Origin of the sequence: Nocardioides mangrovi, assembly GCF_020073815.1 — a bacterium.
Classification (GTDB): Bacteria; Actinomycetota; Actinomycetes; order Propionibacteriales; family Nocardioidaceae; genus Nocardioides; species Nocardioides mangrovi.
Genome location: NZ_JAIQZJ010000026.1, coordinates 14,078 through 31,940 on the forward strand (window position 1 = coordinate 14,078; position 17,863 = coordinate 31,940).

The 17,863-nt window shown below is 71.6% G+C and carries 22 protein-coding genes; 14 read left to right on the forward strand and 8 right to left on the reverse strand.

Features of this window, described 5'->3' with window-relative positions; translation table 11 throughout:
* Positions 1–35 precede the first annotated feature (35 nt).
* The 3 genes from K8U61_RS23770 to K8U61_RS23780 are packed head-to-tail and all read left to right on the forward strand — an operon-like array spanning position 36 to position 1,152.
* Positions 36–287, forward strand: coding sequence for a DUF4242 domain-containing protein (locus tag K8U61_RS23770; RefSeq protein WP_224125496.1), 252 nt, complete (start codon positions 36–38; stop codon positions 285–287).
* Complete coding sequence (locus K8U61_RS23775; protein WP_224125497.1) at positions 287–847, forward strand: hypothetical protein; 561 nt, start codon at positions 287–289, stop codon at positions 845–847. Before K8U61_RS23770 ends, K8U61_RS23775 begins: the two co-directional genes overlap by 1 nt.
* A gap of 59 nt (positions 848–906) precedes the next feature.
* Positions 907–1,152 carry a hypothetical protein gene (locus K8U61_RS23780; protein ID WP_224125498.1) on the forward strand — a complete coding sequence of 82 codons (246 nt, stop codon included), beginning with the start codon at positions 907–909 and terminating at the stop codon, positions 1,150–1,152.
* Here the strand turns inward: K8U61_RS23780 and K8U61_RS23785 are convergent, their stop codons facing one another.
* Together K8U61_RS23785 and K8U61_RS23790 are read right to left on the reverse strand one after the other, a co-directional pair.
* Positions 1,153–1,332 carry a hypothetical protein gene (locus K8U61_RS23785; RefSeq protein WP_224125499.1) on the reverse strand — a complete coding sequence of 60 codons (180 nt, stop codon included), beginning with the start codon at positions 1,330–1,332 and terminating at the stop codon, positions 1,153–1,155.
* 17 nt (positions 1,333–1,349) lie between these two features.
* Positions 1,350–3,338: a DNA gyrase/topoisomerase IV subunit B gene (locus tag K8U61_RS23790; RefSeq protein WP_224125500.1), complete on the reverse strand. Its 1,989-nt coding sequence runs from the start codon at positions 3,336–3,338 to the stop codon at positions 1,350–1,352.
* A 549-nt stretch (positions 3,339–3,887) separates the two neighbouring features.
* On the opposite strand from K8U61_RS23790, the gene K8U61_RS23795 reads away from it, so the two are divergent.
* The 3 genes from K8U61_RS23795 (at position 3,888) to K8U61_RS23805 (ending at position 5,508) form a co-directional block, all read left to right on the forward strand.
* Positions 3,888–4,121: a DUF7455 domain-containing protein gene (locus K8U61_RS23795; RefSeq protein WP_224125501.1), complete on the forward strand. Its 234-nt coding sequence runs from the start codon at positions 3,888–3,890 to the stop codon at positions 4,119–4,121.
* A gap of 89 nt (positions 4,122–4,210) precedes the next feature.
* On the forward strand, positions 4,211–4,687 hold the full coding sequence (locus K8U61_RS23800; protein WP_224125502.1) for a DUF456 domain-containing protein: 477 nt from the start codon (positions 4,211–4,213) through the stop codon (positions 4,685–4,687).
* Positions 4,684–5,508 (forward strand): EamA family transporter, encoded by an 825-nt coding sequence (locus K8U61_RS23805; protein ID WP_224125503.1) that lies wholly within the window; start codon positions 4,684–4,686, stop codon positions 5,506–5,508. The genes K8U61_RS23800 and K8U61_RS23805 overlap by 4 nt, the downstream gene beginning before the upstream one ends.
* Before the next feature lie 19 nt (positions 5,509–5,527).
* On the opposite strand, the gene K8U61_RS23810 is transcribed toward K8U61_RS23805, so the two are convergent.
* From K8U61_RS23810 to K8U61_RS23825, 4 genes are all read right to left on the reverse strand, one after another.
* Positions 5,528–6,076, reverse strand: coding sequence for a hypothetical protein (locus K8U61_RS23810; RefSeq protein ID WP_224125504.1), 549 nt, complete (start codon positions 6,074–6,076; stop codon positions 5,528–5,530).
* A 67-nt stretch (positions 6,077–6,143) separates the two neighbouring features.
* Entirely contained in the window at positions 6,144–7,409 is a 1,266-nt protein-coding gene (locus K8U61_RS23815) for a cytochrome P450 (RefSeq protein WP_224125505.1), read from the reverse strand.
* A gap of 15 nt (positions 7,410–7,424) precedes the next feature.
* Positions 7,425–8,891: an RNA polymerase sigma factor gene (locus tag K8U61_RS23820; RefSeq protein ID WP_224125506.1), complete on the reverse strand. Its 1,467-nt coding sequence runs from the start codon at positions 8,889–8,891 to the stop codon at positions 7,425–7,427.
* 136 nt (positions 8,892–9,027) lie between these two features.
* Positions 9,028–9,597, reverse strand: a complete 570-nt coding sequence (locus tag K8U61_RS23825; protein WP_224125507.1) for an HhH-GPD-type base excision DNA repair protein — start codon at positions 9,595–9,597, stop codon at positions 9,028–9,030.
* A gap of 125 nt (positions 9,598–9,722) precedes the next feature.
* Between K8U61_RS23825 and K8U61_RS23830 the strand changes: the two genes are divergently transcribed.
* The 6 genes from K8U61_RS23830 to K8U61_RS23855 all read left to right on the forward strand — a co-directional run bounded on the left by K8U61_RS23830 (position 9,723) and on the right by K8U61_RS23855 (position 14,682).
* Positions 9,723–10,766 carry an iron-siderophore ABC transporter substrate-binding protein gene (locus tag K8U61_RS23830; RefSeq protein ID WP_224125508.1) on the forward strand — a complete coding sequence of 348 codons (1,044 nt, stop codon included), beginning with the start codon at positions 9,723–9,725 and terminating at the stop codon, positions 10,764–10,766.
* The gene (locus tag K8U61_RS23835) at positions 10,763–11,752 is read left to right on the forward strand and encodes a FecCD family ABC transporter permease (RefSeq protein ID WP_224125509.1); all 990 of its coding nucleotides are present in this window, start codon (positions 10,763–10,765) and stop codon (positions 11,750–11,752) included. Before K8U61_RS23830 ends, K8U61_RS23835 begins: the two co-directional genes overlap by 4 nt.
* Complete coding sequence (locus tag K8U61_RS23840; RefSeq protein WP_224125510.1) at positions 11,749–12,810, forward strand: FecCD family ABC transporter permease; 1,062 nt, start codon at positions 11,749–11,751, stop codon at positions 12,808–12,810. The genes K8U61_RS23835 and K8U61_RS23840 overlap by 4 nt, the downstream gene beginning before the upstream one ends.
* The gene (locus K8U61_RS23845; protein ID WP_224125511.1) at positions 12,807–13,616 is read left to right on the forward strand and encodes an ABC transporter ATP-binding protein; all 810 of its coding nucleotides are present in this window, start codon (positions 12,807–12,809) and stop codon (positions 13,614–13,616) included. Before K8U61_RS23840 ends, K8U61_RS23845 begins: the two co-directional genes overlap by 4 nt.
* An 87-nt stretch (positions 13,617–13,703) precedes the next feature.
* Complete coding sequence (locus K8U61_RS23850; RefSeq protein ID WP_224125512.1) at positions 13,704–14,192, forward strand: DUF1269 domain-containing protein; 489 nt, start codon at positions 13,704–13,706, stop codon at positions 14,190–14,192.
* Positions 14,185–14,682: a hypothetical protein gene (locus tag K8U61_RS23855; RefSeq protein WP_224125513.1), complete on the forward strand. Its 498-nt coding sequence runs from the start codon at positions 14,185–14,187 to the stop codon at positions 14,680–14,682. Before K8U61_RS23850 ends, K8U61_RS23855 begins: the two co-directional genes overlap by 8 nt.
* A 28-nt stretch (positions 14,683–14,710) precedes the next feature.
* Here the strand turns inward: K8U61_RS23855 and K8U61_RS23860 are convergent, their stop codons facing one another.
* Complete coding sequence (locus K8U61_RS23860) at positions 14,711–15,514, reverse strand: ATP-binding cassette domain-containing protein (RefSeq protein ID WP_224125514.1); 804 nt, start codon at positions 15,512–15,514, stop codon at positions 14,711–14,713.
* Positions 15,515–15,684: 170 nt separating this feature from the next.
* Between K8U61_RS23860 and K8U61_RS23865 the strand changes: the two genes are divergently transcribed.
* Both K8U61_RS23865 and K8U61_RS23870 read left to right on the forward strand, forming a co-directional pair.
* Entirely contained in the window at positions 15,685–16,335 is a 651-nt protein-coding gene (locus K8U61_RS23865) for a DUF4389 domain-containing protein (RefSeq protein ID WP_224125515.1), read from the forward strand.
* 13 nt (positions 16,336–16,348) lie between these two features.
* A complete protein-coding gene (locus K8U61_RS23870; protein WP_224125516.1) occupies positions 16,349–17,551 on the forward strand; it encodes an NAD(P)/FAD-dependent oxidoreductase in 1,203 nt (400 codons plus the stop codon).
* A 7-nt stretch (positions 17,552–17,558) separates the two neighbouring features.
* On the opposite strand, the gene K8U61_RS23875 is transcribed toward K8U61_RS23870, so the two are convergent.
* Positions 17,559–17,729, reverse strand: a complete 171-nt coding sequence (locus K8U61_RS23875) for a hypothetical protein (RefSeq protein WP_224125517.1) — start codon at positions 17,727–17,729, stop codon at positions 17,559–17,561.
* Positions 17,730–17,863 lie beyond the last annotated feature (134 nt).

The window sequence follows — 17,863 nt, forward strand, 5'->3', positions numbered from 1 at the left end:
CGTCCGGTCAGACAACGGATGAGAGGAGCAGGCCGATGCCGCTCTACCTGGATGTGCACCACATCAGCGGCGGGGTGTCGATCGACGACGTCGCCCACGCCCACAAGCAGGACCTCCAGACGCAGGGGACGTACGACGTCAGCTACCTGCGCTACTGGGTCGACGAGGGCCAGGGCAAGATCTTCTGCCTCGTCGAAGCGCCGGACGCCGAGACCGCCTCGACCGTGCACCGCGAAGCGCACGGGCTCGTGGCGGACGAGGTCTACCAGGTCACGGAGGGCGCGTGATGACGGCCCTGCGTCGGACGGCCGCCGCGCTCGCCGCCGCCGTCGTGCTCGCGCCGGCCGCCGCCAGCGCGATGCCCTTCCCCGAGCCGCCGGCGGGCCGGAGCGGCGTGCACGCCCAGGTGCAGCAGGTGCGCGACGCGACCGCGAAGTACCGGTCACCGCACCGGGCGAAGCGGGACGGGTACGCCCTCCTGAAGGACGCCGCCGGCATCGCCTGCATCGACGACCCGGCAGGCGGGATGGGCGTCCACCTGGTCGACGGCGACGCCGTCTCGGACGCGAAGGCCCGCGCGGGCCACCCGGAGGCGCTCGTCTACGAGCCCACCGAGCAGGGCAAGCGCCTGGTCGCCGTCGAGTACGTCGTCTTCCGCTCGGCCTGGCGCAAGCACCACCCCACGGGCAAGCCGCACCTCTTCGGCCGCGCCTTCGAGCTCCAGGGCGCCGACAACCGCTACGGCCTGCCGCCCTTCTACGAGCTCCACCTGTGGGCGTGGAAGCACAACCCGTCCGGGCTGTTCGACGACTGGAACCCGCGGGTCCACTGCCCGCCGGTCGCGTAGGAGCCGTCGGCCGGGACGCACGCCTCAACCCGCGGGCGTCCCGGCCGATGAGGGAGCCGATGGCCGACTACAACCTCCTCACGCACTCGGACATGGTCGCCGTCGGACGCGGCCACTACCGAGGACGCTCGGGCGCGCCCGAGCACCACTACGTCGAGGCGACGATGATCGAGCTCACCACCAACCAGAGCTACGACTTCGTCGGCGTCGTCCCCGCCTGGGGCGACCGCGAGCCGCTCTACATCTTCACCTCGCCCCTGGTCCTGCGCGACCAGGAGGAGAAGCACCGCCGCGAGCGCGGCTGATCAGCGCGGCGTCGTCGGCTCGCTCGACCGCGCCTGCGCGCGGTCCCGCTCGGCGTCGATCCGACGCTGGGCGTCCACGATGCCGTCGCGGACGGCGTAGCGGACGACGCGGTAGGCGACCGTGAGCACGACGAAGACGGCCAGGATGCCGACGAGGACCCCGAGAAGTGTGATCAGCACACCTCACCGTAACCGGGTCAGGCGTCGAGCGTCTCCATGTCGACCTCATAGGCGCCCTGGACGATGAACTCCTTGCGCGGGGCGACCTCGGAGCCCATCAGCAGCTCGAAGACGCCGGTCGCACTCTCGGCGTCGTCGACGGTGAGGCGGCGCAGGGTGCGGTGACGGGGGTCCATGGTGGTCTCGGCCAGCTGGTCGGCGTCCATCTCACCGAGGCCCTTGTAGCGCTGGACCGGGTCCTTCCACTTCACGTTCTTCTTCTTCAGCTCCGCCAGCTTCCGCTGCAGGTCGGCGTCGGAGTAGGTGTAGACGTACTTGTCCTGGCCCTTGCGCGGGTTGGAGATCTCGATCCGGTGCAGCGGCGGCACAGCGGTGTAGACGCGGCCGTCGGCGATCAGGTCGGGCATGTACTTGTAGAAGAGGGTCGCCAGCAGGCAGCGGATGTGCGCGCCGTCGGAGTCGGCGTCGGCCATGAAGATGATCCGGCCGTAGCGGCGGGCCTCGAGCTCGAAGGTGCGGCCCGAGCCGGCACCGACGACCTGGATGATCGAGGCGCACTCGGCGTTCTTCAGCATGTCGCCGACCGAGGCCTTCTGGACGTTGAGGATCTTGCCGCGGATCGGCAGCAGCGCCTGGAACTCCGAGTTGCGGGCCAGCTTCGCCGTACCGAGCGCCGAGTCACCCTCGACGATGAAGAGCTCGGTCTTGTCGTTGTCGGCAGCGCGGCAGTCGGCGAGCTTGGAGGGCAGCGCCGAGGACTCCAGGGCGTTCTTCCGCCGCTGCGTCTCCTTGTGCTGGCGGGCCGCCAGCCGGGTCTTGGCCGCCGCGGCGACCTTCTCCATGACCCGCTTGGCCTGCTCCTTCTCGGCCCGCTTGGTGGCGGTGAGGAACTTCTTGAGCTCGGCCGACACCACGCGGCGCACGACGGTCCGCGCGGCCGGCGTGCCGAGGATCTCCTTGGTCTGGCCCTCGAACTGCGGCTCCGCGAGGCGCACCGTCACGACCCCGGTGAGACCCTCGAGCACGTCGTCCTTGATGACGTCGTCGTCGTTGACCTTGAGCACCTTGCTGGCCTTCATCGCGTCGTTGAAGGTCTTGGTGATCGCGGACTCGAAGCCGCTGACGTGGGTGCCGCCCTTGGGGGTGGCGATCACGTTGACGAAGGAGCGCAGCACGGTCTCGTAGCCGGTGCCCCACCGGACGGCGACGTCGACGGTCAGCTCGCGCTCGACCTCCTGCGGCGTCATGTGGCCCTGGGCGTCGAGCATCGGCACGGTCTCGGTGAACGTGTCGGCCCCCTGGAGGCGGACGATCTCGGTGACCGGCTCGTCGGGCGCGAGGAAGTCGGCGAACTCCGCGATGCCGCCGTCGTGGCGGAACTTCTCCTCCCGCGGCGTCTCGCCACGCAGGTCGCGGATGACCAGCTCGAGCCCCGGGACGATGAACGACGTCTGGCGGGCCCGCCCGATCAGCTCGTCGAAGACGAACGTGGCGTCCTTGGTGAAGATCCGGGTGTCCGGCCAGAACCTGATCCGGGTGCCGCTCTTGCCCTTCGCCACGCGGGAGCCCTTGCGGGTGAGGCCCGACCGGGGCTCGAACGCCGCGTCGGGTCCGTCGCCGGCGAAGACGCCCGGGGCGCCGTGGCGGAAGGAGAGGCCCTGCTCGGAGGGCGGGCGCTGCACGTCGATGTCCATGCGCGAGGACAGCGCGTTGACGACCGAGAGGCCGACGCCGTGGAGACCACCCGTGGCGACGTACGAGCCGCCGCCGAACTTGCCGCCGGCGTGCAGCTTGGTGGCGACCACCTCGACGCCCGGGAGCCCGGTCTTGGGCTCCTTGTCGGTCGGGATGCCGCGACCGTCGTCGTGGACCTCGGCCGAGCCGTCGGGATGGAGCGTCACCTCGACGCGGTGGGCCGCACCGGCCAGCGCCTCGTCGACGCCGTTGTCGATGATCTCCCACAGGCAGTGCATGAGCCCGCGGGTGTCGGTCGACCCGATGTACATGCCGGGACGCTTGCGGACCGCCTCGAGTCCCTCGAGGACGAGGAGGTGCGCGGCGCTGTACGTGTTGTCGGCGATCGTGGGGCTCCTGCGGACGGTGGGGCGAAATCCAATGTTTACCTGCCCTCCGAATCTACCTGCGACACGCCGAGGCACGATGAAGGCACGCCTGCTTGCGGCAGGTCTAGCGTGAGTGCCACTTCCCCGAGCAGCACCCGCGCAGCGCACCAGCAGCACCAGGGCAGCACCACGACGGTGGGTCACGTCACGATGTGGACACGATCGGTCTCGGGTCGAGGTATCCGCAACGGGACGACGACATCACGCGTCAGACTCGGAAGCACGACGCACCACCTGAACCGCACCATATCTTCTTCACCGGCAGGGCTTTCAAGGAATGGAAATCTGCCGATAGGGGAAGAGACTCCATGATTGGATGACGTGACTGACACGACGTTGGACGACAAGGCCTTCCGGGGAATCTTGGAACCCACCAGTACGTTGTGCCAGACACCGAGGACCAGTCCTCGACGTGAGAGAAATGAGGCCGAAGTGACCACTGCAGTTGCCCCCAGCGCCGCCGCGCTGAGCGCAGCGGACCGTTGCGACCGTTGCGGAGCCCAGGCCTACCTTCGTGTGGAGCTCCAGTCCGGTGGCGAGCTCCTCTTCTGCGCCCACCACGCCCGCGAGCACGGTGACAAGCTCAAGGAGATCGCCGCCAACGTCGTCGACGAGACGCACAAGCTGTCCGACACCCCCGCCAGCGCCTCGGACGACGAGCGCTGAGCCCAACTCCCCCCGCTTCCACCGCGGCCCCGGACCACTCGGTCCGGGGCCGCGGTGTTTGCGCGTGGCTGCTCTGAGAGGGTGCTGACGTGACCGCCACCACACTGGTCGCCGCCCTCCTGGTCGCGGTGGGGCTGGTCGGCATCCTCGTCCCGATCCTGCCCGGATCGGTCCTGGTCGTCGCGGGCGTGCTCGTCTGGGCCTGGGCGACCGGCGGCGCGACCGCGTGGACCGTCTTCGCGGCGGCCACCGCGCTCGTCGTCGCCGGGGCGGTCGTCAAGTACGTCGTCCCGGGCCGGCGCCTCCAGGTCGCCGGCATCCCGGCCACCACCCAGTGGGCCGGGGTGGCGGTGGGCGTGGTCGGCTTCTTCGTCGTCCCCGTGGTCGGCCTCTTCCTGGGCTTCGTGCTCGGCGTGTGGCTGGCCGAGGCGGCCCGGCTCGGCGCCCGGGAGGCGTGGCCCTCGACGCTGCACTCGCTCAGGGCGGTCGGCCTCTCGATCCTCATCGAGCTCGCCGCCGCCCTCGTCGCCACCCTCGTCTGGGTCGCCGGGGTGGTGGCGACGTGAGCGTCCTGCTCTCGCTGCTCGCGGCCGCGTCGTACGGCCTCGGCGACTTCAACGGCGGCCTCTTCTCCAAGCGCGGCGGCCCGTGGGCGGTCTCGCTGACGGCCCAGCTCGGCGGCACGGTCCTGGTGCTCGTCGTCGCCCTGATCCACGGCGGCTCCCCGACCGGCACCGATCTCGCCTGGTCGCTGGTCGCCGGTCTCGGCAACGGCTTCGGCACCGCCTTCCTCTACCGAGGCCTCGCCAGCGGCCGGATGGGGGTGGTCGCGCCCGTCTCGGGCGTCGGCGCCGTCGTGGTCCCGGTCGTGGCCGGGGTCGCGGGTGGCGAGCGGCCCGAGCTGGCCGTCTGGATCGGCATCCTCCTCGCCGTCCCCGCCATCTGGCTGGTCGCCCGCGAGCCCGATGACGCTCCGATCGGCTCCGGCCTGCTCGACGGCGTCCTGGCCGGTCTCGGCTTCGGCACCCTCTTCGCCGCCCTCGCGCAGATCCCCGAGGAGGCGGGCTTCCTGCCGCTCGCCCTCAACCAGCTCATCGCCGGCGGCGCGATCATCGTCGTCGCGCTGGCGCTGCGCCAGGACTGGGTGCCGCGCAACCGGTACGCCGCGGGCGGGATCATCAGCGGCGCCCTCGGGGCGCTGGCGACCGGCCTCTTCCAGGTGGCGACCCGCCAGGGCTACCTGACCGTCGCGGCGGTGGTGACCTCGCTCTACCCCGCCTTCACGGTGCTGCTCGCCGCGACGGTGCTCCGCGAGCGCGTCCACGCCACCCAGGGCGTCGGGCTCGGGCTGTGTGCCGTCGCGGTCGCGCTCGTCGCCGCGGGCTGAGCCGCCCGCCCAGGACGTCTCAGCCGGCCGTCAGCCAGGCGGTCCACGACCGCGGCTCGCCGAGCCAGTCCTCGACCGGGTGACTGCCGTCCCACTCGTCGGTCATCAGGACGCCCACCCGCACCCGGTCCGGCGTGCCGAGGCAGTCACGGTCGGCGTGGAGGACCATCCGGTCGGCGTCGTACCGGAGCCGGACGCTGTAGTCGCAGTCGATCGGGTCGCCGACGCCCCGGCGGTGCCGCGAGCGCACGAGCTGGTAGTCGGTGCCCGCCTGGAGGCCGGTGCCGAGCTGGAACTCCGGCCCCCGCCGGCGGCCGACGGTGTCGAAGAAGACCGACAGGCCCGCCGGCCCGCCGGTGGAGCGGCGGCGCAGGTCCGTGAAGCGGACCACCACCGCGATCCCGTCGCCGCCGTGACGGACCGTCACGTGGCGGATGTCGGTGAGCGAGGCGCTCGCGTCGGCCGGGTCGCGGTAGCCCGCGGTCTCGGCGGCCGCCGGGGCGCCGACGAGGGCGACGAGCGCCGCGCCCGCGACCAGGACGGAGAGGAGGGGCTTCCCGAGACTCATGCCTCTGAGACTCCCCGAGCCCCGATCCGGTTGCAACCGATCGTCGCGCGCCGGCCAGGACGACCGGTCAGCGGCACGCGACGGGGAGCGCGACCGGGCCCCGGATGACGGTCGCGTTGCGCCGTCGTACGGCGCCGGCGCGGCGCAGCGACGGCATCCGCTCCGCGAGCTGCCGGATCGCGACCGTCGCCTCCAGCTCGGCGAGGGGCCGGCCGACGCAGTGGTGGATGCCGCTGGAGAAGGCCAGGTGGTCGCCGCCGTCGGTGCGGGTGAGGTCGAAGCGGTCGGCGTGGGCGAAGACCGCGGGGTCGCGGTCGGCGCCGCCGATCAGGACGTTGACCCAGCGACCGCGCGCGACGGGGGTGCCGCCGACCTCGGTGTCGTCGAAGGAGACCCGGGTGGTGCGCTGGACGGGGCCGTCCCAGCGCAGGGTCTCCTGGACCGCCGCACCGGCGAGGCCGGGGTCGTCGACCAGCGCGCCCCACTGCTCGGGGTGGTCGAGCAGCGCGTTGACGGCGTTGCCGACCAGGTTGACCGTGGTCTCGAACCCGGCGACCAGCAGCAGCGAGCACAGCGGGACCATCTCGGCCGGGCGCACCTGCTCGGCGTCCTCGGCGGCGACCAGCTCGCTGACCAGGTCGTCGGCCGGCTCGCGGCGACGCCGTTCGAAGAGATCGGTGAAGAGTCGCTCGATCGCGGCGTCCGCCTCCATCACGGCGCGGGCGTGCCCGAGCGAACGGATGCCCGAGAGAGCGCTGCCCAGCGCTGCGCCGTACCGGCTGAACGTCGCGGTGTCGGCGTCGGGGATGCCGAGCAGGTCGCAGATGACCGCGATCGGCAGCGGCGCGGCGAGCGTGGGAACGAGGTCGAACCGTCCCGTGGTCGCCTCCGTGCGCTCCGCGTCGTCGAGGAGCCGCTCGACGGTCTTCTCGACGCCGGTGCGCAGTTCGGCGATCCGGCGCGGGCTGAAGGCCGGGGCGGCGATCCGGCGCAGCCGGGTGTGGTCGGGCGGGTTGCGGTCGAGGAACGAGAGGTCGAACTCCGGCGGCGGGTCCTCGCCCTCCGGCTGCACGCCCCACCGGCGGCTGCGCAGGATCTCCTTGCAGGCCGCGTGGTCGGCGGTCGCGAGGTTGCCCATCGCGGTCGTGTAGAAGGTGCCGCCCGCCCGGATCTGCTCGTAGATCGGATAGGGGTCGTCACGGCCGGGTGCGTAGCGCAGCCGGGCGAAGAGGTTGCGGCGCACGTAGGCGTCGTACGCGCCCCGGGCCTCGCCGAGGTAGAGCCCGGACGCGAAACGGGCCGCACTGCGCAGCTGCGCGGTGCGGCCCGTCATGGCGCGGGGCTCGGCTCAGTCGAGGTAGTCGCGGAGGACCTGCGACCGGCTCGGGTGGCGGAGCTTCGACATCGTCTTGGACTCGATCTGGCGGATCCGCTCGCGGGTCACGCCGTAGACCTTGCCGATCTCGTCGAGCGTCTTGGGCTGGCCGTCGGTGAGGCCGAAGCGCATGCTCACCACGCCCGCCTCGCGCTCGGAGAGCGTGTCGAGGACGGCGTGCAGCTGCTCCTGGAGCAGCGTGAAGCTGACGGCGTCGGCCGGGACGATCGCCTCGGAGTCCTCGATGAGGTCACCGAACTCGGAGTCGCCGTCCTCGCCGAGCGGGGTGTGCAGCGAGATCGGCTCGCGGCCGTACTTCTGGACCTCGATGACCTTCTCGGGGGTCATGTCGAGCTCCTTGGCCAGCTCCTCCGGGGTGGGCTCGCGGCCCAGGTCCTGGAGCATCTGGCGCTGCACGCGGGCGAGCTTGTTGATGACCTCGACCATGTGCACCGGGATGCGGATGGTGCGGGCCTGGTCGGCCATCGCGCGGGTGATCGCCTGCCGGATCCACCAGGTGGCGTAGGTCGAGAACTTGTAGCCCTTGGTGTAGTCGAACTTCTCGACCGCCCGGATCAGACCGAGGTTGCCCTCCTGGATCAGGTCCAGGAAGAGCATGCCGCGACCGGTGTAGCGCTTGGCCAGCGAGACGACGAGGCGGAGGTTGGCCTCGAGGAGGTGGTTCTTGGCGCGGCGGCCGTCCTCGGCGATCCACTCCAGCTCCTCCTGGAGCTTGGGGGTCACCTTGGAGCCCTTGGCGAGCTTCTCGTCGGAGAAGAGGCCGGCCTCGATCCGCTTGGCGAGCTCGACCTCCATCTCGGCGTTGAGGAGGGGCACCTTGCCGATCTGCTTGAGGTAGTCCTTGACCGGGTCGGCGGTCGCGCCGGCGACCATGACCTGCTGCTCGGGCTCGTCGGTGTCGTCGGCGGCGGAGACGACGAAGGAGGCCTCCTTCTCGTCCTCCTCGATCGTCGGGTCGGCCTTGACGTCCTTCTCGAACTGCTCGTCGGAGACGTCCGGCAGCACCTTCTTGCCGTCGGGGCCGATCACGACCTCGGTCACCTCCACCTCGACCTCGACGACCTCCTCGGTCGACGCGGCCTTCTTGGCGGCGGCCTTCTTCGCGGGAGCGGCGGCCTTCTTGGCCGGCGCCGCGGACTTCTTGGCGGCCGTCTTGGCGGTGGTGGTCTTGCGGGTCTGCGTCGCGGCGACGGCACGGCCGGTGCTCACCGGCAGCTGCACGGAGATCCCCAGCGCGGCGAGGTGGCCGAGCAGCGCCTTGAGGTGCTTCGGCGCGACCGCGGCATCCTCACTGGCCTGGCGGACCTCCTCGGGGCTGATGGAGCCGGTCGGGGTGCCACGCTCGACCAGGGCCACGATGGCAGGGTGCGTGAGCACCTCGGCGGGGAGCATCTTGCGCGCGTTCGAGGACACGAACACCTCTCGTGAAACGACAGTCGAACCGATCCAGGGCGCGGCCCGTCCCGGAGACGTCAAGAGCCGCGGACCTCATTCTGCCACGGGCACCCTGAGATCCACGCACTCCCCCGCGAATCAGCCCGTCCGGCGAGATCGCTCAGGAGGAAGCGGCCTTCGCGGCCGCCTTCTTCTCCTTCTTGTAGTCGCGCACCTTCTGCAGGCTGGCGCCGTCGACGACGTCCGCGACCGACCGGAAGCCGTCCTCGGCGTATGCGCCGACGGCCGCCTCCCAGCCGTCCGGTCGTACGCCGAGCTGCTTGGCCACCAGCGCCACGAAGATCTGCGCCTTCTGCTTGCCGAAGCCGGGCAGCGCCTGCATCCGCTTGAGCAGGTCCTTGCCGTCGGCCGCCTCGGCCCAGATCCGCTCCGCGTGCCCGTCGTACTCGTCCTCGACGATCCGGGCCAGCTCCTGCAGCCGCGCGGCCATCGAGCCCGGGAAGCGGTGGATCGCCGGTGGCACGGCGCACAGCGCCGCGAACTCCTGCGGGTCGGCCGCCGCGATCCGCGCCGGCTCGAGGGTGCCGAAGCGGTCGAGCACCTTCGACGGACCGCGGAACGCGTGCTCCATCGGGTACTGCTGGTCCAGCATCATCCCGACCAGCAGCGCGAACGGGTCGTCGGTCAGGACCTGGTCGGCGTGGTCGTCGCCGGTGATGTGGATGGCCATGGGTCCATCCTGCCGCAGGACGCCGGACGGGGCTCCGTGTGAGGAGTTCCACCCGAGGGCACATCGACACGACGACGTCTCCATGCGTTAGGTTTGCCTAACCTAATCATGATCGGAGACCTACGATGCGTTCCACGCGCACCCTGCTGGCGGCGGCAGCCTCGCTCGTCCTGGCCCTGACGCTCACCTCCTGCGGCGACAGCGACGAGTCGAGCGGCGCGACCGACGACTCGAGCACCGCCGCGGCCACCGACGCGTTCCCGGTGACCATCGAGCACGTGTACGGCGAGACCACGATCGAGGAGAAGCCCGAGCGGGTGGCGACCGTCGCGTGGGCCAACCACGAGGTGCCGCTGGCGCTGGGCATCGTGCCGGTCGGCATGAGCAAGGCCACCTGGGGCGACGACGACGATGACGGCGTCCTCCCCTGGGTCGAGGACAAGCTCACCGAGCTCGGCGCCGACACCCCGGTGCTCTTCGACGAGACCGAGGGCATCGACTTCGAGGCCGTCGCCGACACCCAGCCCGACGTGATCCTCGCGGCGTACTCCGGCATCACCAAGGAGGAGTACGAGACGCTCAGCAAGATCGCGCCGACGATCGCCTATCCCGACGTCGCGTGGGGCACCTCGGTCGAGGACATGATCCTGATGGAGAGCAAGGCACTCGGCATGTCCGCCGAGGGCGAGCAGCTCGTCGCCGACCTGGACCAGCAGGTTGCGGACTCCTACGCCGCGCACCCGGCCCTCGCCGGCAAGAGCGTGATGTTCGCCTACATCGACCCCAACGACCTGAGCCAGGTCGGCTTCTACACCACCCACGACACCCGCCCGGGCTTCATGGAGAGCGTCGGCATGACCATGCCGAAGGTGGTCGAGGAGGCCTCGGCCGAGACCGACGAGTTCTACGTGACCCGCAGCGCCGAGAACCCCGAGGACTTCGCCGACGTCGACGTCTTCGTGACGTACGGCGACCCGAACGGCGACATGGTCAAGACGCTGCAGAACGACCCGCTGCTCTCGAAGATCCCCGCGATCAAGAAGGGCGCCATCGCGATCCTCGAGGACTCGACCCCGCTCGCCGCGTCGGCGAACCCGTCGCCGCTGTCGATCGGCTGGGGCATCGACGAGTACTTCGACCTGCTCGAGGCAGCGGCCGAGAAGGCGTGACCACCCGTCTCACCTGGTTGCTCGTGGCCCTGGTCGCGCTCGCCTTGGCGGGCGCGGCCTCGGTCGCGTTCGGCACCCGCGTCGTCGGCTGGCACGACGTCGTCCACGGCATCGCGGGCAACGAGGAGACCATCGGCCAGGCGGCGGTCGTCAAGCGGATCCCGCGCACCCTGCTCGCGATCCTCGTCGGCGCGGCCCTCGGCCTCGCCGGCGCCGTGATGCAGGGCGTCACCCGCAACCCGATCGCCGACCCGGGCATCCTCGGGGTCACCTCGGGCGCAGCGCTCGCCGTGGTCAGCGGCATCGTCTTCTTCGGCCTCTCCTCCCCCACGTCCTACCTGTGGGTCGCGGTCGCCGGGGCGGCGCTCGCCGCGACGTTCGTCTACGCGATCGGGTCGCTGGGACGCGGCGGGGCGACGCCGCTCAAGCTGGCTCTGGCCGGTGCGGCCAGCACGGCCGCGTTCAGCTCGCTGATCAGCGCGATCCTGCTGCCGCGGGTCGACGTCATGAACGTCTACTGGCACTGGCAGATCGGCGGCGTCGGCGGCGCGACGTACGAGCGGATCGGGCAGGTGCTGCCCTTCCTCGCCGTCGGCGCGGCCGTGTGCCTGGCGGCCGCGCGGGGCCTCAACTCGCTCGCCCTCGGCGACGACGTCGCCGCCGGCCTGGGCGAACGGGTCGCGACGACCCGGCTGCTCGCCTTCGTGGGCGCCGTGACCCTCTGCGGCGCCGCGACGGCCGTGGCGGGCCCGATCGCCTTCGTCGGGCTGATCGTGCCCCACGTGTGCCGGCTGCTGATCGGGATCGACCACCGGTGGCTGCTGCCCTTCGCCGCGGTCGCGGGCGCCATCCTGCTGACCGTCGCCGACGTCGTCGGCCGCGTCATCGCCCGCCCCGAGGAGATCGACGTCGGCATCATCACCGCGTTCGTCGGCGCGCCCTTCTTCATCTGGATCGTCCGCCGGCAGAAGGTGCGTGCCCTGTGACCGCCGTCCTCGACCCCGACGCAGCACGTGACGCAGCGGTGGGCCGGATCGCCCGCGGCCGCCGCCGGCGTACGACGCGGCGCCTGGTGGTGCTGGTCGTGCTGGCCCTGCTGGTCGTCGGCGTGTACGCCGTCAGCCTGATGGTCGGCAACACCTTCTACGGGCCCGGCGAGGTGTGGGACGTGATCCGCGGCGAGACCGTGCCGGGTGCGTCCTTCACCGTCGGCGAGCTGCGGCTGCCGCGGGCGACGCTGGCGGTGCTGACCGGCGCGGCGTTCGGGCTCGGCGGCGTCACGTTCCAGACGATGCTGCGCAACCCGCTCGCCTCCCCCGACATCATCGGGATCAGCTCCGGCGCCAGCGCGGCGGCCGTGATCGGGATCGTCGTCTACGAGCTCGGCGCGACCGCGGTCTCCGTCGTCGCCATCCCGGCGGCGCTCGGCACGGCGCTGCTCATCTACGTCCTCGCCTACCGCGACGGCGTCGCCGGCACCCGGCTGATCCTGATCGGCATCGGGGTCGATGCCATGCTCCGCAGCGTCATCGCCTACGTGCTGATGCGGGGCGCGGTCTGGGACATCCAGGCCGCGATGCGCTGGCTGACCGGCAACCTCAACAACGCGTCGTGGGCGACCGTCCGGCCCCTCCTGGTCGCGATGCTGCTCGCCGTACCCCTGCTGCTGACGCAGGCGCGGGGCCTCGCGCTGCTCCAGCAGGGCGACGACTCCGCGACCGCGCTCGGGGTCCGGGTCGAGCGCACCCGGCTGGTGGCGATCCTCGCGGCGGTGGCGCTGATCGCCTTCGCGACCGCGGCGGCCGGGCCGATCGCGTTCGTAGCGTTCCTCTCCGGGCCGATCGCCGCGCGGCTGGTCGGCGGCGGCGCGTCGCTGATGGTCCCGGCCGCCCTGGTCGGTGCACTGCTCGTGCTGAGCGCCGACCTGGCCGGGCAGTTCGCCTTCGACAACCGCTACCCCGTCGGCGTCATCACCGGTGCGCTCGGGGCGCCGTTCCTGCTCTACCTGCTCGTCCGCACCAACCGGGCCGGAGGCTCGCTGTGACCGAACACCACTCACTCCAGGTCGAGGACGTCACCCTCGGGTACGGCGACCGCGTGGTCGTCGACTCCTTCGACCTCGCCGTCCCGCCGGGCCGGATCACCGCGATCGTCGGGGCCAACGCCTGCGGCAAGTCGACGCTGCTCCGGGCGATGTCCCGGCTGCTCGCGCCGCGCACCGGCCGGGTCGTCCTCGACGGCAAGGACCTGCACCGGCTGCCGACCAAGCAGGTCGCGCGCACCCTCGGCCTGCTCCCCCAGTCGCCGATCGCGCCCGAGGGCATCGTGGTCGCCGACCTGGTCGCGCGCGGGCGCAGCCCGCACCAGGGGGTGCTGTCCCGCTGGAGCGCCGAGGACGACCGGGCGGTCGCCGAGGCGCTCACCCTCACCGACACCCTCGAGCTCGCGGACCGGCCGGTCGACGAGCTCTCCGGTGGTCAGCGGCAGCGCACCTGGATCGCGATGGCGCTCGCCCAGCACACCGACATCCTGCTGCTCGACGAGCCGACCACGTTCCTCGACGTCAGCCACCAGGTCGACGTGCTGGACCTGCTCACCGACCTCAACCGGCAGCGCGGCACCACGATCGTGATGGTCCTGCACGACCTCAACCTCGCGGCGCGGTACGCCGACCACCTCATCGCCGTACGCGACGGACGACTGCACGCGGCCGGCGACCCCGCCGACGTGCTGAGCGTCGAGACGGTCCGGGCGGTCTTCGGCATGGACAGCCAGGTCGTCCCCGATCCGGTGTCCGGCCGGCCGATGGTGCTGCCGATCGGGCGGCACCACGCCGGCGCCGCTCGCTGAGAGCCACCACCCGCCAGCGGGTGGCGACCGCCCACCCGCACCGACCGGACGCTCGGAGCCTCGAGGGAGCCGGAGGGAGACAGGGCGATGACGGCGTTCACGGTGTGGAAGTTCGAGGATCCCGACGGCGCGGAGCGGGCCGAGAAGGTCCTGATGTCGGCGCAGACCGAGGGTCTGGTGACGATCGTCGACCACGCGGTGGTCACCTGGCCGGAGAGCGCCGACAAGCCGGACACCCGGCACAAGCGGGACAGCGCCTCCCGGGGCGCGGGCTGGGGAGCCCTCTGGGGCATCCTCGGCGGCGCACTCTTCATGGTGCCGATCGCCGGCGCGGCCCTCGGCGCGGGGATCGGCGCGATCGCCAAGGCCACCGACGGGACCGGGATCACGAAGGACGACCTGGCCCGGATCCGCACCGAGATCGTGCCCGGCACCTCCGCCCTCTTCCTGGTCACGGAGAACGCCGACCTCGACCGGCTCGGTGAGCGCTTCCACGGTCGCGACAGCACCCTGATCAGCACCAACCTGACCCCTGCGGAACGAGAGACCCTGCTGGATACTTTCGGGCATGCCTAGCGACCCGGACCGCCCCGACCTGCTCGGCCTGCGGCGGGGCGGCGAGGGCGCGATCACGGGCACGGTGGTCTGCGCCGCCGTCATCGCGTACGGCGCCGGGCACGTCGACTCGACCGGCCAGCTCAGCATCGCCATCCTCGGCACCGTCGCGGTCTACTGGATCGCGCACCTCCACGCGGTGACGATCGGGTCGTCGCTGACCCATCGGCACCACCCCGTCGCGGCTCTGCGGCACGCGTTGGTGGAGACCCTGCCGATCCTGGGCGCCTCGATCGTGCCGTTGGTCGTCCTGCTGCTCGCGACGCTCCTCGGCGCCGACCTGCGCGGCGCGGCCTGGGCGGCACTCATCGCGACCATCGCGCTGCTGACCGCCTACAGCTACGTCGCGGGCGTGCGCGGTGGGCTCGACCTCGGGGGCCGGGTCGCCAGCGCGGCCGCGGGCGCCGGCGTCGGCCTGCTGGTGGCGTTGCTCAAGGTCCTCCTGCACTGAGACGAGCGCTGCGCGTCCCGGTCCCGGGTCACCCGATGCGGTCCGAGCGTCCGGTCGTCATCAGCTCGACGACCGCCCGGCGGTCGAGCTCCGCGACCGGGTGGACGCCGGCCAGGCGCCCGAGGTAGAGGACGGCGATCCGGTCGGCGACCTCGAACACGTCGTTCAGGTTGTGCGAGATGACGACGACGGCGACGCCCCGTCCGGCCAGCCGGCGGATCAGCTGGAGCACGACGGCGGTCTGGGCGACGCCGAGCGCCGCGGTCGGCTCGTCCATGATGACGAGCCGGGAGTGCCACAGGACGGACCTCGCGATGGCCACCGACTGCCGCTGGCCACCCGAGAGCGACGCCACCCGCTGCCGGACCGAGGCGATCGTGCTGACGGACAGGCTCGCGAGTGTCTCCCTCGCCGCCTGCTCCATCGCGTCGTGGTCGAGCAGCCCGTGTCGCAGCCGCTCCCGTCCGAGGAACATGTTCTGCGCGACGTCGAGGTTGTCGCAGAGCGCCAGGTCCTGGTAGACGGTCTCGATCCCGAGGGCGGCCGCATCCCGCGGGCCTCGGAAGGACACCTCGTCCCCCTCCCACAGCAGCCGGCCCTCGTCCGGCCGGTGGATGCCGGCGATGCACTTGATCAGGACCGACTTCCCCGCACCGTTGTCGCCGGTCAGCGCGGTCACCTGCCCGACCGGGACGTCGAGGGTCACGTCGGTGAGCGCCTGCACGGCCCCGAACGACTTCGAGAGGTGCTCGAGGCGCAGCAGCGGGACGTCCGGGCTGGTGCCGGCGTACGCGAGGTCCACCGCCGCTCGGTCACCGACTTCCGCGGTCATCGCGGGCACCTCACTCTCGGCGTCAGGCCTCGTGCACCGATCCCACCCTGCTCGACGGCGGTCCTCGCGACCACGGCCGACGGGCACCCAGCGGCCGGGACCTAGTGCCCTGCCGGTCGAGGTGCCCTCCGGCGACGCTGGAACGACCGACCGGCGGAAGGAGTCCGACGATGAGCTCGACCACCTACCCCGTCCGGGTCGACGCCGACCTGGACACCGATCTCCGGCGATGGCTGTGGTTGGTGAAGTGGATCCTGGCGCTCCCCCACTGCATCGTCCTGGTGTTCCTCTGGATCGCCTTCGCGGTCCTCAGCCTCGTGGCCTTCTTCGCGATCCTGTTCACGGGGCGCTACCCGCGAGGCATCTTCGACTTCAACGTCGGCGTCCTCCGGTGGAGCTGGCGCGTGGGCTACTACGCGTACGACGCCCTCGGCACCGACCGCTACCCGCCGTTCAGCCTCGGCGAGCACCCCGACTACCCCGCGCGGCTCGAGATCGACTATCCCGAGCACCTGTCGCGCGGGCTCGTGCTCGTCAAGTGGTGGCTCCTCGCGATTCCGCAGTACCTCCTCGTCGGACTGTTCTTCGGCGGCGTCCACGAGGCCGGCAGTGCGGGTCTCGTCGGGCTGCTCGTCCTCTTCGCGGCCGTCGCCCTGCTCTTCACCGGCACCTACCCGGCCACGATCTTCGACCTCGTCGTCGGGCTCAACCGCTGGGGTCTGCGGGTCGCGGCGTACGCCGCCCTGATGACCGACGAGTACCCACCCTTCCGGCTCGACCTCGGCGGGTCGGACCCCGCCGTCGTCGCCGAGCCGGCCTGACGAAGGAGGAGTCATGCGCAAGAAGATCATCGTCCTGGGAGCCAACTTCGGCGGGATGACCGCCGCCCTCAAGATCAAGCACGAGCTCCACGGTGACGTCGACGTCACCGTGGTCGCCGCCAGTGACCGCTTCCTCTTCACCCCGAGCCTGATCTGGCTGCCCTTCGGCAAGCGGTCGACCGATGACATCACCTTCGTGGTCGCCCCGACCCTGGAGCACCACGACATCGACTTCGTGCACGTCGCCGCGACGGGGATCGACCCGGTCGCGCACACGGTGACCACCGCGGACGGCGTGGCGCGGCCCTACGACTACCTCGTGATCGCCACCGGCTACCGCAACGACGAGAACGTCGTTCCGGGCTTCGCCGAGCACGCGCACACCATCACCACGCTGCCGCAGGCGCAGGAGACGCTGACGGCCTGGCGCCGCTTCCTCACCGATCCGGGCGACGTCGTGATCGCGGCGACCCAGTCGGCCGGCTGCTTCGGTGCGGCGTACGAGTTCCTCTTCAACACCGCCCACCAGCTGAAGAAGAACGGGCTGCACCGCGACGTCCGGCTCACCTACGTCACCGCCGAGCCGTTCCTCGGCCACTTCGGCATCGGTGGGCTGCCGCACGGCGAGCAGCTGCTCGGAATGTTCCTCGAGCGGCAGGGCATCGCCTCCCGGATCTCCACCGCGATCGACCACGTCGAGGAGGGCGCGCTGGTGCTCGCCGACGGCGAGGTCCTCCCCTACTCCTTCGGGATGGTGGTGCCGCCCTTCCTCGGCCAGGAGTTCCTCAGCGGCACCGAGGGCCTCACCGACGAGAAGGGCTTCGTGCCGGTCCGGCCGACCTACCAGAGCGAGAAGCTCGACGACGTGTACGCCGTCGGCGTGGCCGCGGCAGTGCAGGTCCCGTGGACCACCCCCGTGCCGGTCGGCATCCCGAAGACCGGTTTCCCGACCGAGGCCCAGGCCGCGACGGCGGCCGAGAACATCGCCGCCCAGGTGCGCGGCGAGCTGCCGACCCACGAGAAGCCCTTCGGGGACATCCCGGCGCTCTGCGTGATGGACGCGGGCAACAACGGCGTCGTGATCCTGGCCGACAAGATGCTGCCGCCCCGCAAGCACGGCCTGCTCATCCCGGGGCCGCAGTCGCACGCGATGAAGGTCGCCTTCGAGCGCTACTTCCTGTGGAAGATGCGCAACGGCTACGTGCAGCTCCCCTGAGCACCCCTCAGTCGTTGGGCGCGGACACCGTGCGCCGCGCCCCGGCCTCCGCCGCCGCATGCGGGCCGCACGGGCGTGGGGTGGCGATCCGGTTGAGCATCCGGGCGGCCTGCACGGCGGTGCCGTAGCGCCACCGGATGACCCGGGCGGACGGGGTGCTGCTGGACGAGTGGCTCACGTGCGACTCCTCGACATCGGCGTGGGCTGATCGGATGCACCGACGCTAGGCAGGCACCACCGGGCCGGCCGAGGGCCGATGGGCCCGGGCCTGCGGGGACCAGGTGCCCGGCGCGGCCAGGTCGCCTCGTCGGG

Bases quoted from the DNA above. Each gene is read 5' to 3' on its own strand.
- K8U61_RS23775 (WP_224125497.1), top strand. From the start codon at position 287: ATGACGGCCCTGCGTCGGACGGCCGCCGCGCTCGCCGCCGCCGTCGTG.
- K8U61_RS23830 (WP_224125508.1), top strand. From the start codon at position 9,723: ATGCGTTCCACGCGCACCCTGCTGGCGGCGGCAGCCTCGCTCGTCCTG.
- K8U61_RS23825 (WP_224125507.1), bottom strand. From the start codon at position 9,597: ATGGCCATCCACATCACCGGCGACGACCACGCCGACCAGGTCCTGACC.
- K8U61_RS23855 (WP_224125513.1), top strand. From the start codon at position 14,185: ATGCCTAGCGACCCGGACCGCCCCGACCTGCTCGGCCTGCGGCGGGGC.
- K8U61_RS23790 (WP_224125500.1), bottom strand. From the start codon at position 3,338: ATGTACATCGGGTCGACCGACACCCGCGGGCTCATGCACTGCCTGTGG.
- K8U61_RS23780 (WP_224125498.1), top strand. From the start codon at position 907: ATGGCCGACTACAACCTCCTCACGCACTCGGACATGGTCGCCGTCGGA.
- K8U61_RS23860 (WP_224125514.1), bottom strand. From the start codon at position 15,514: ATGACCGCGGAAGTCGGTGACCGAGCGGCGGTGGACCTCGCGTACGCC.
- K8U61_RS23810 (WP_224125504.1), bottom strand. From the start codon at position 6,076: ATGAGTCTCGGGAAGCCCCTCCTCTCCGTCCTGGTCGCGGGCGCGGCG.
- K8U61_RS23815 (WP_224125505.1), bottom strand. From the start codon at position 7,409: ATGACGGGCCGCACCGCGCAGCTGCGCAGTGCGGCCCGTTTCGCGTCC.
- K8U61_RS23870 (WP_224125516.1), top strand. From the start codon at position 16,349: ATGCGCAAGAAGATCATCGTCCTGGGAGCCAACTTCGGCGGGATGACC.
- K8U61_RS23865 (WP_224125515.1), top strand. From the start codon at position 15,685: ATGAGCTCGACCACCTACCCCGTCCGGGTCGACGCCGACCTGGACACC.
- K8U61_RS23850 (WP_224125512.1), top strand. From the start codon at position 13,704: ATGACGGCGTTCACGGTGTGGAAGTTCGAGGATCCCGACGGCGCGGAG.
- K8U61_RS23770 (WP_224125496.1), top strand. From the start codon at position 36: ATGCCGCTCTACCTGGATGTGCACCACATCAGCGGCGGGGTGTCGATC.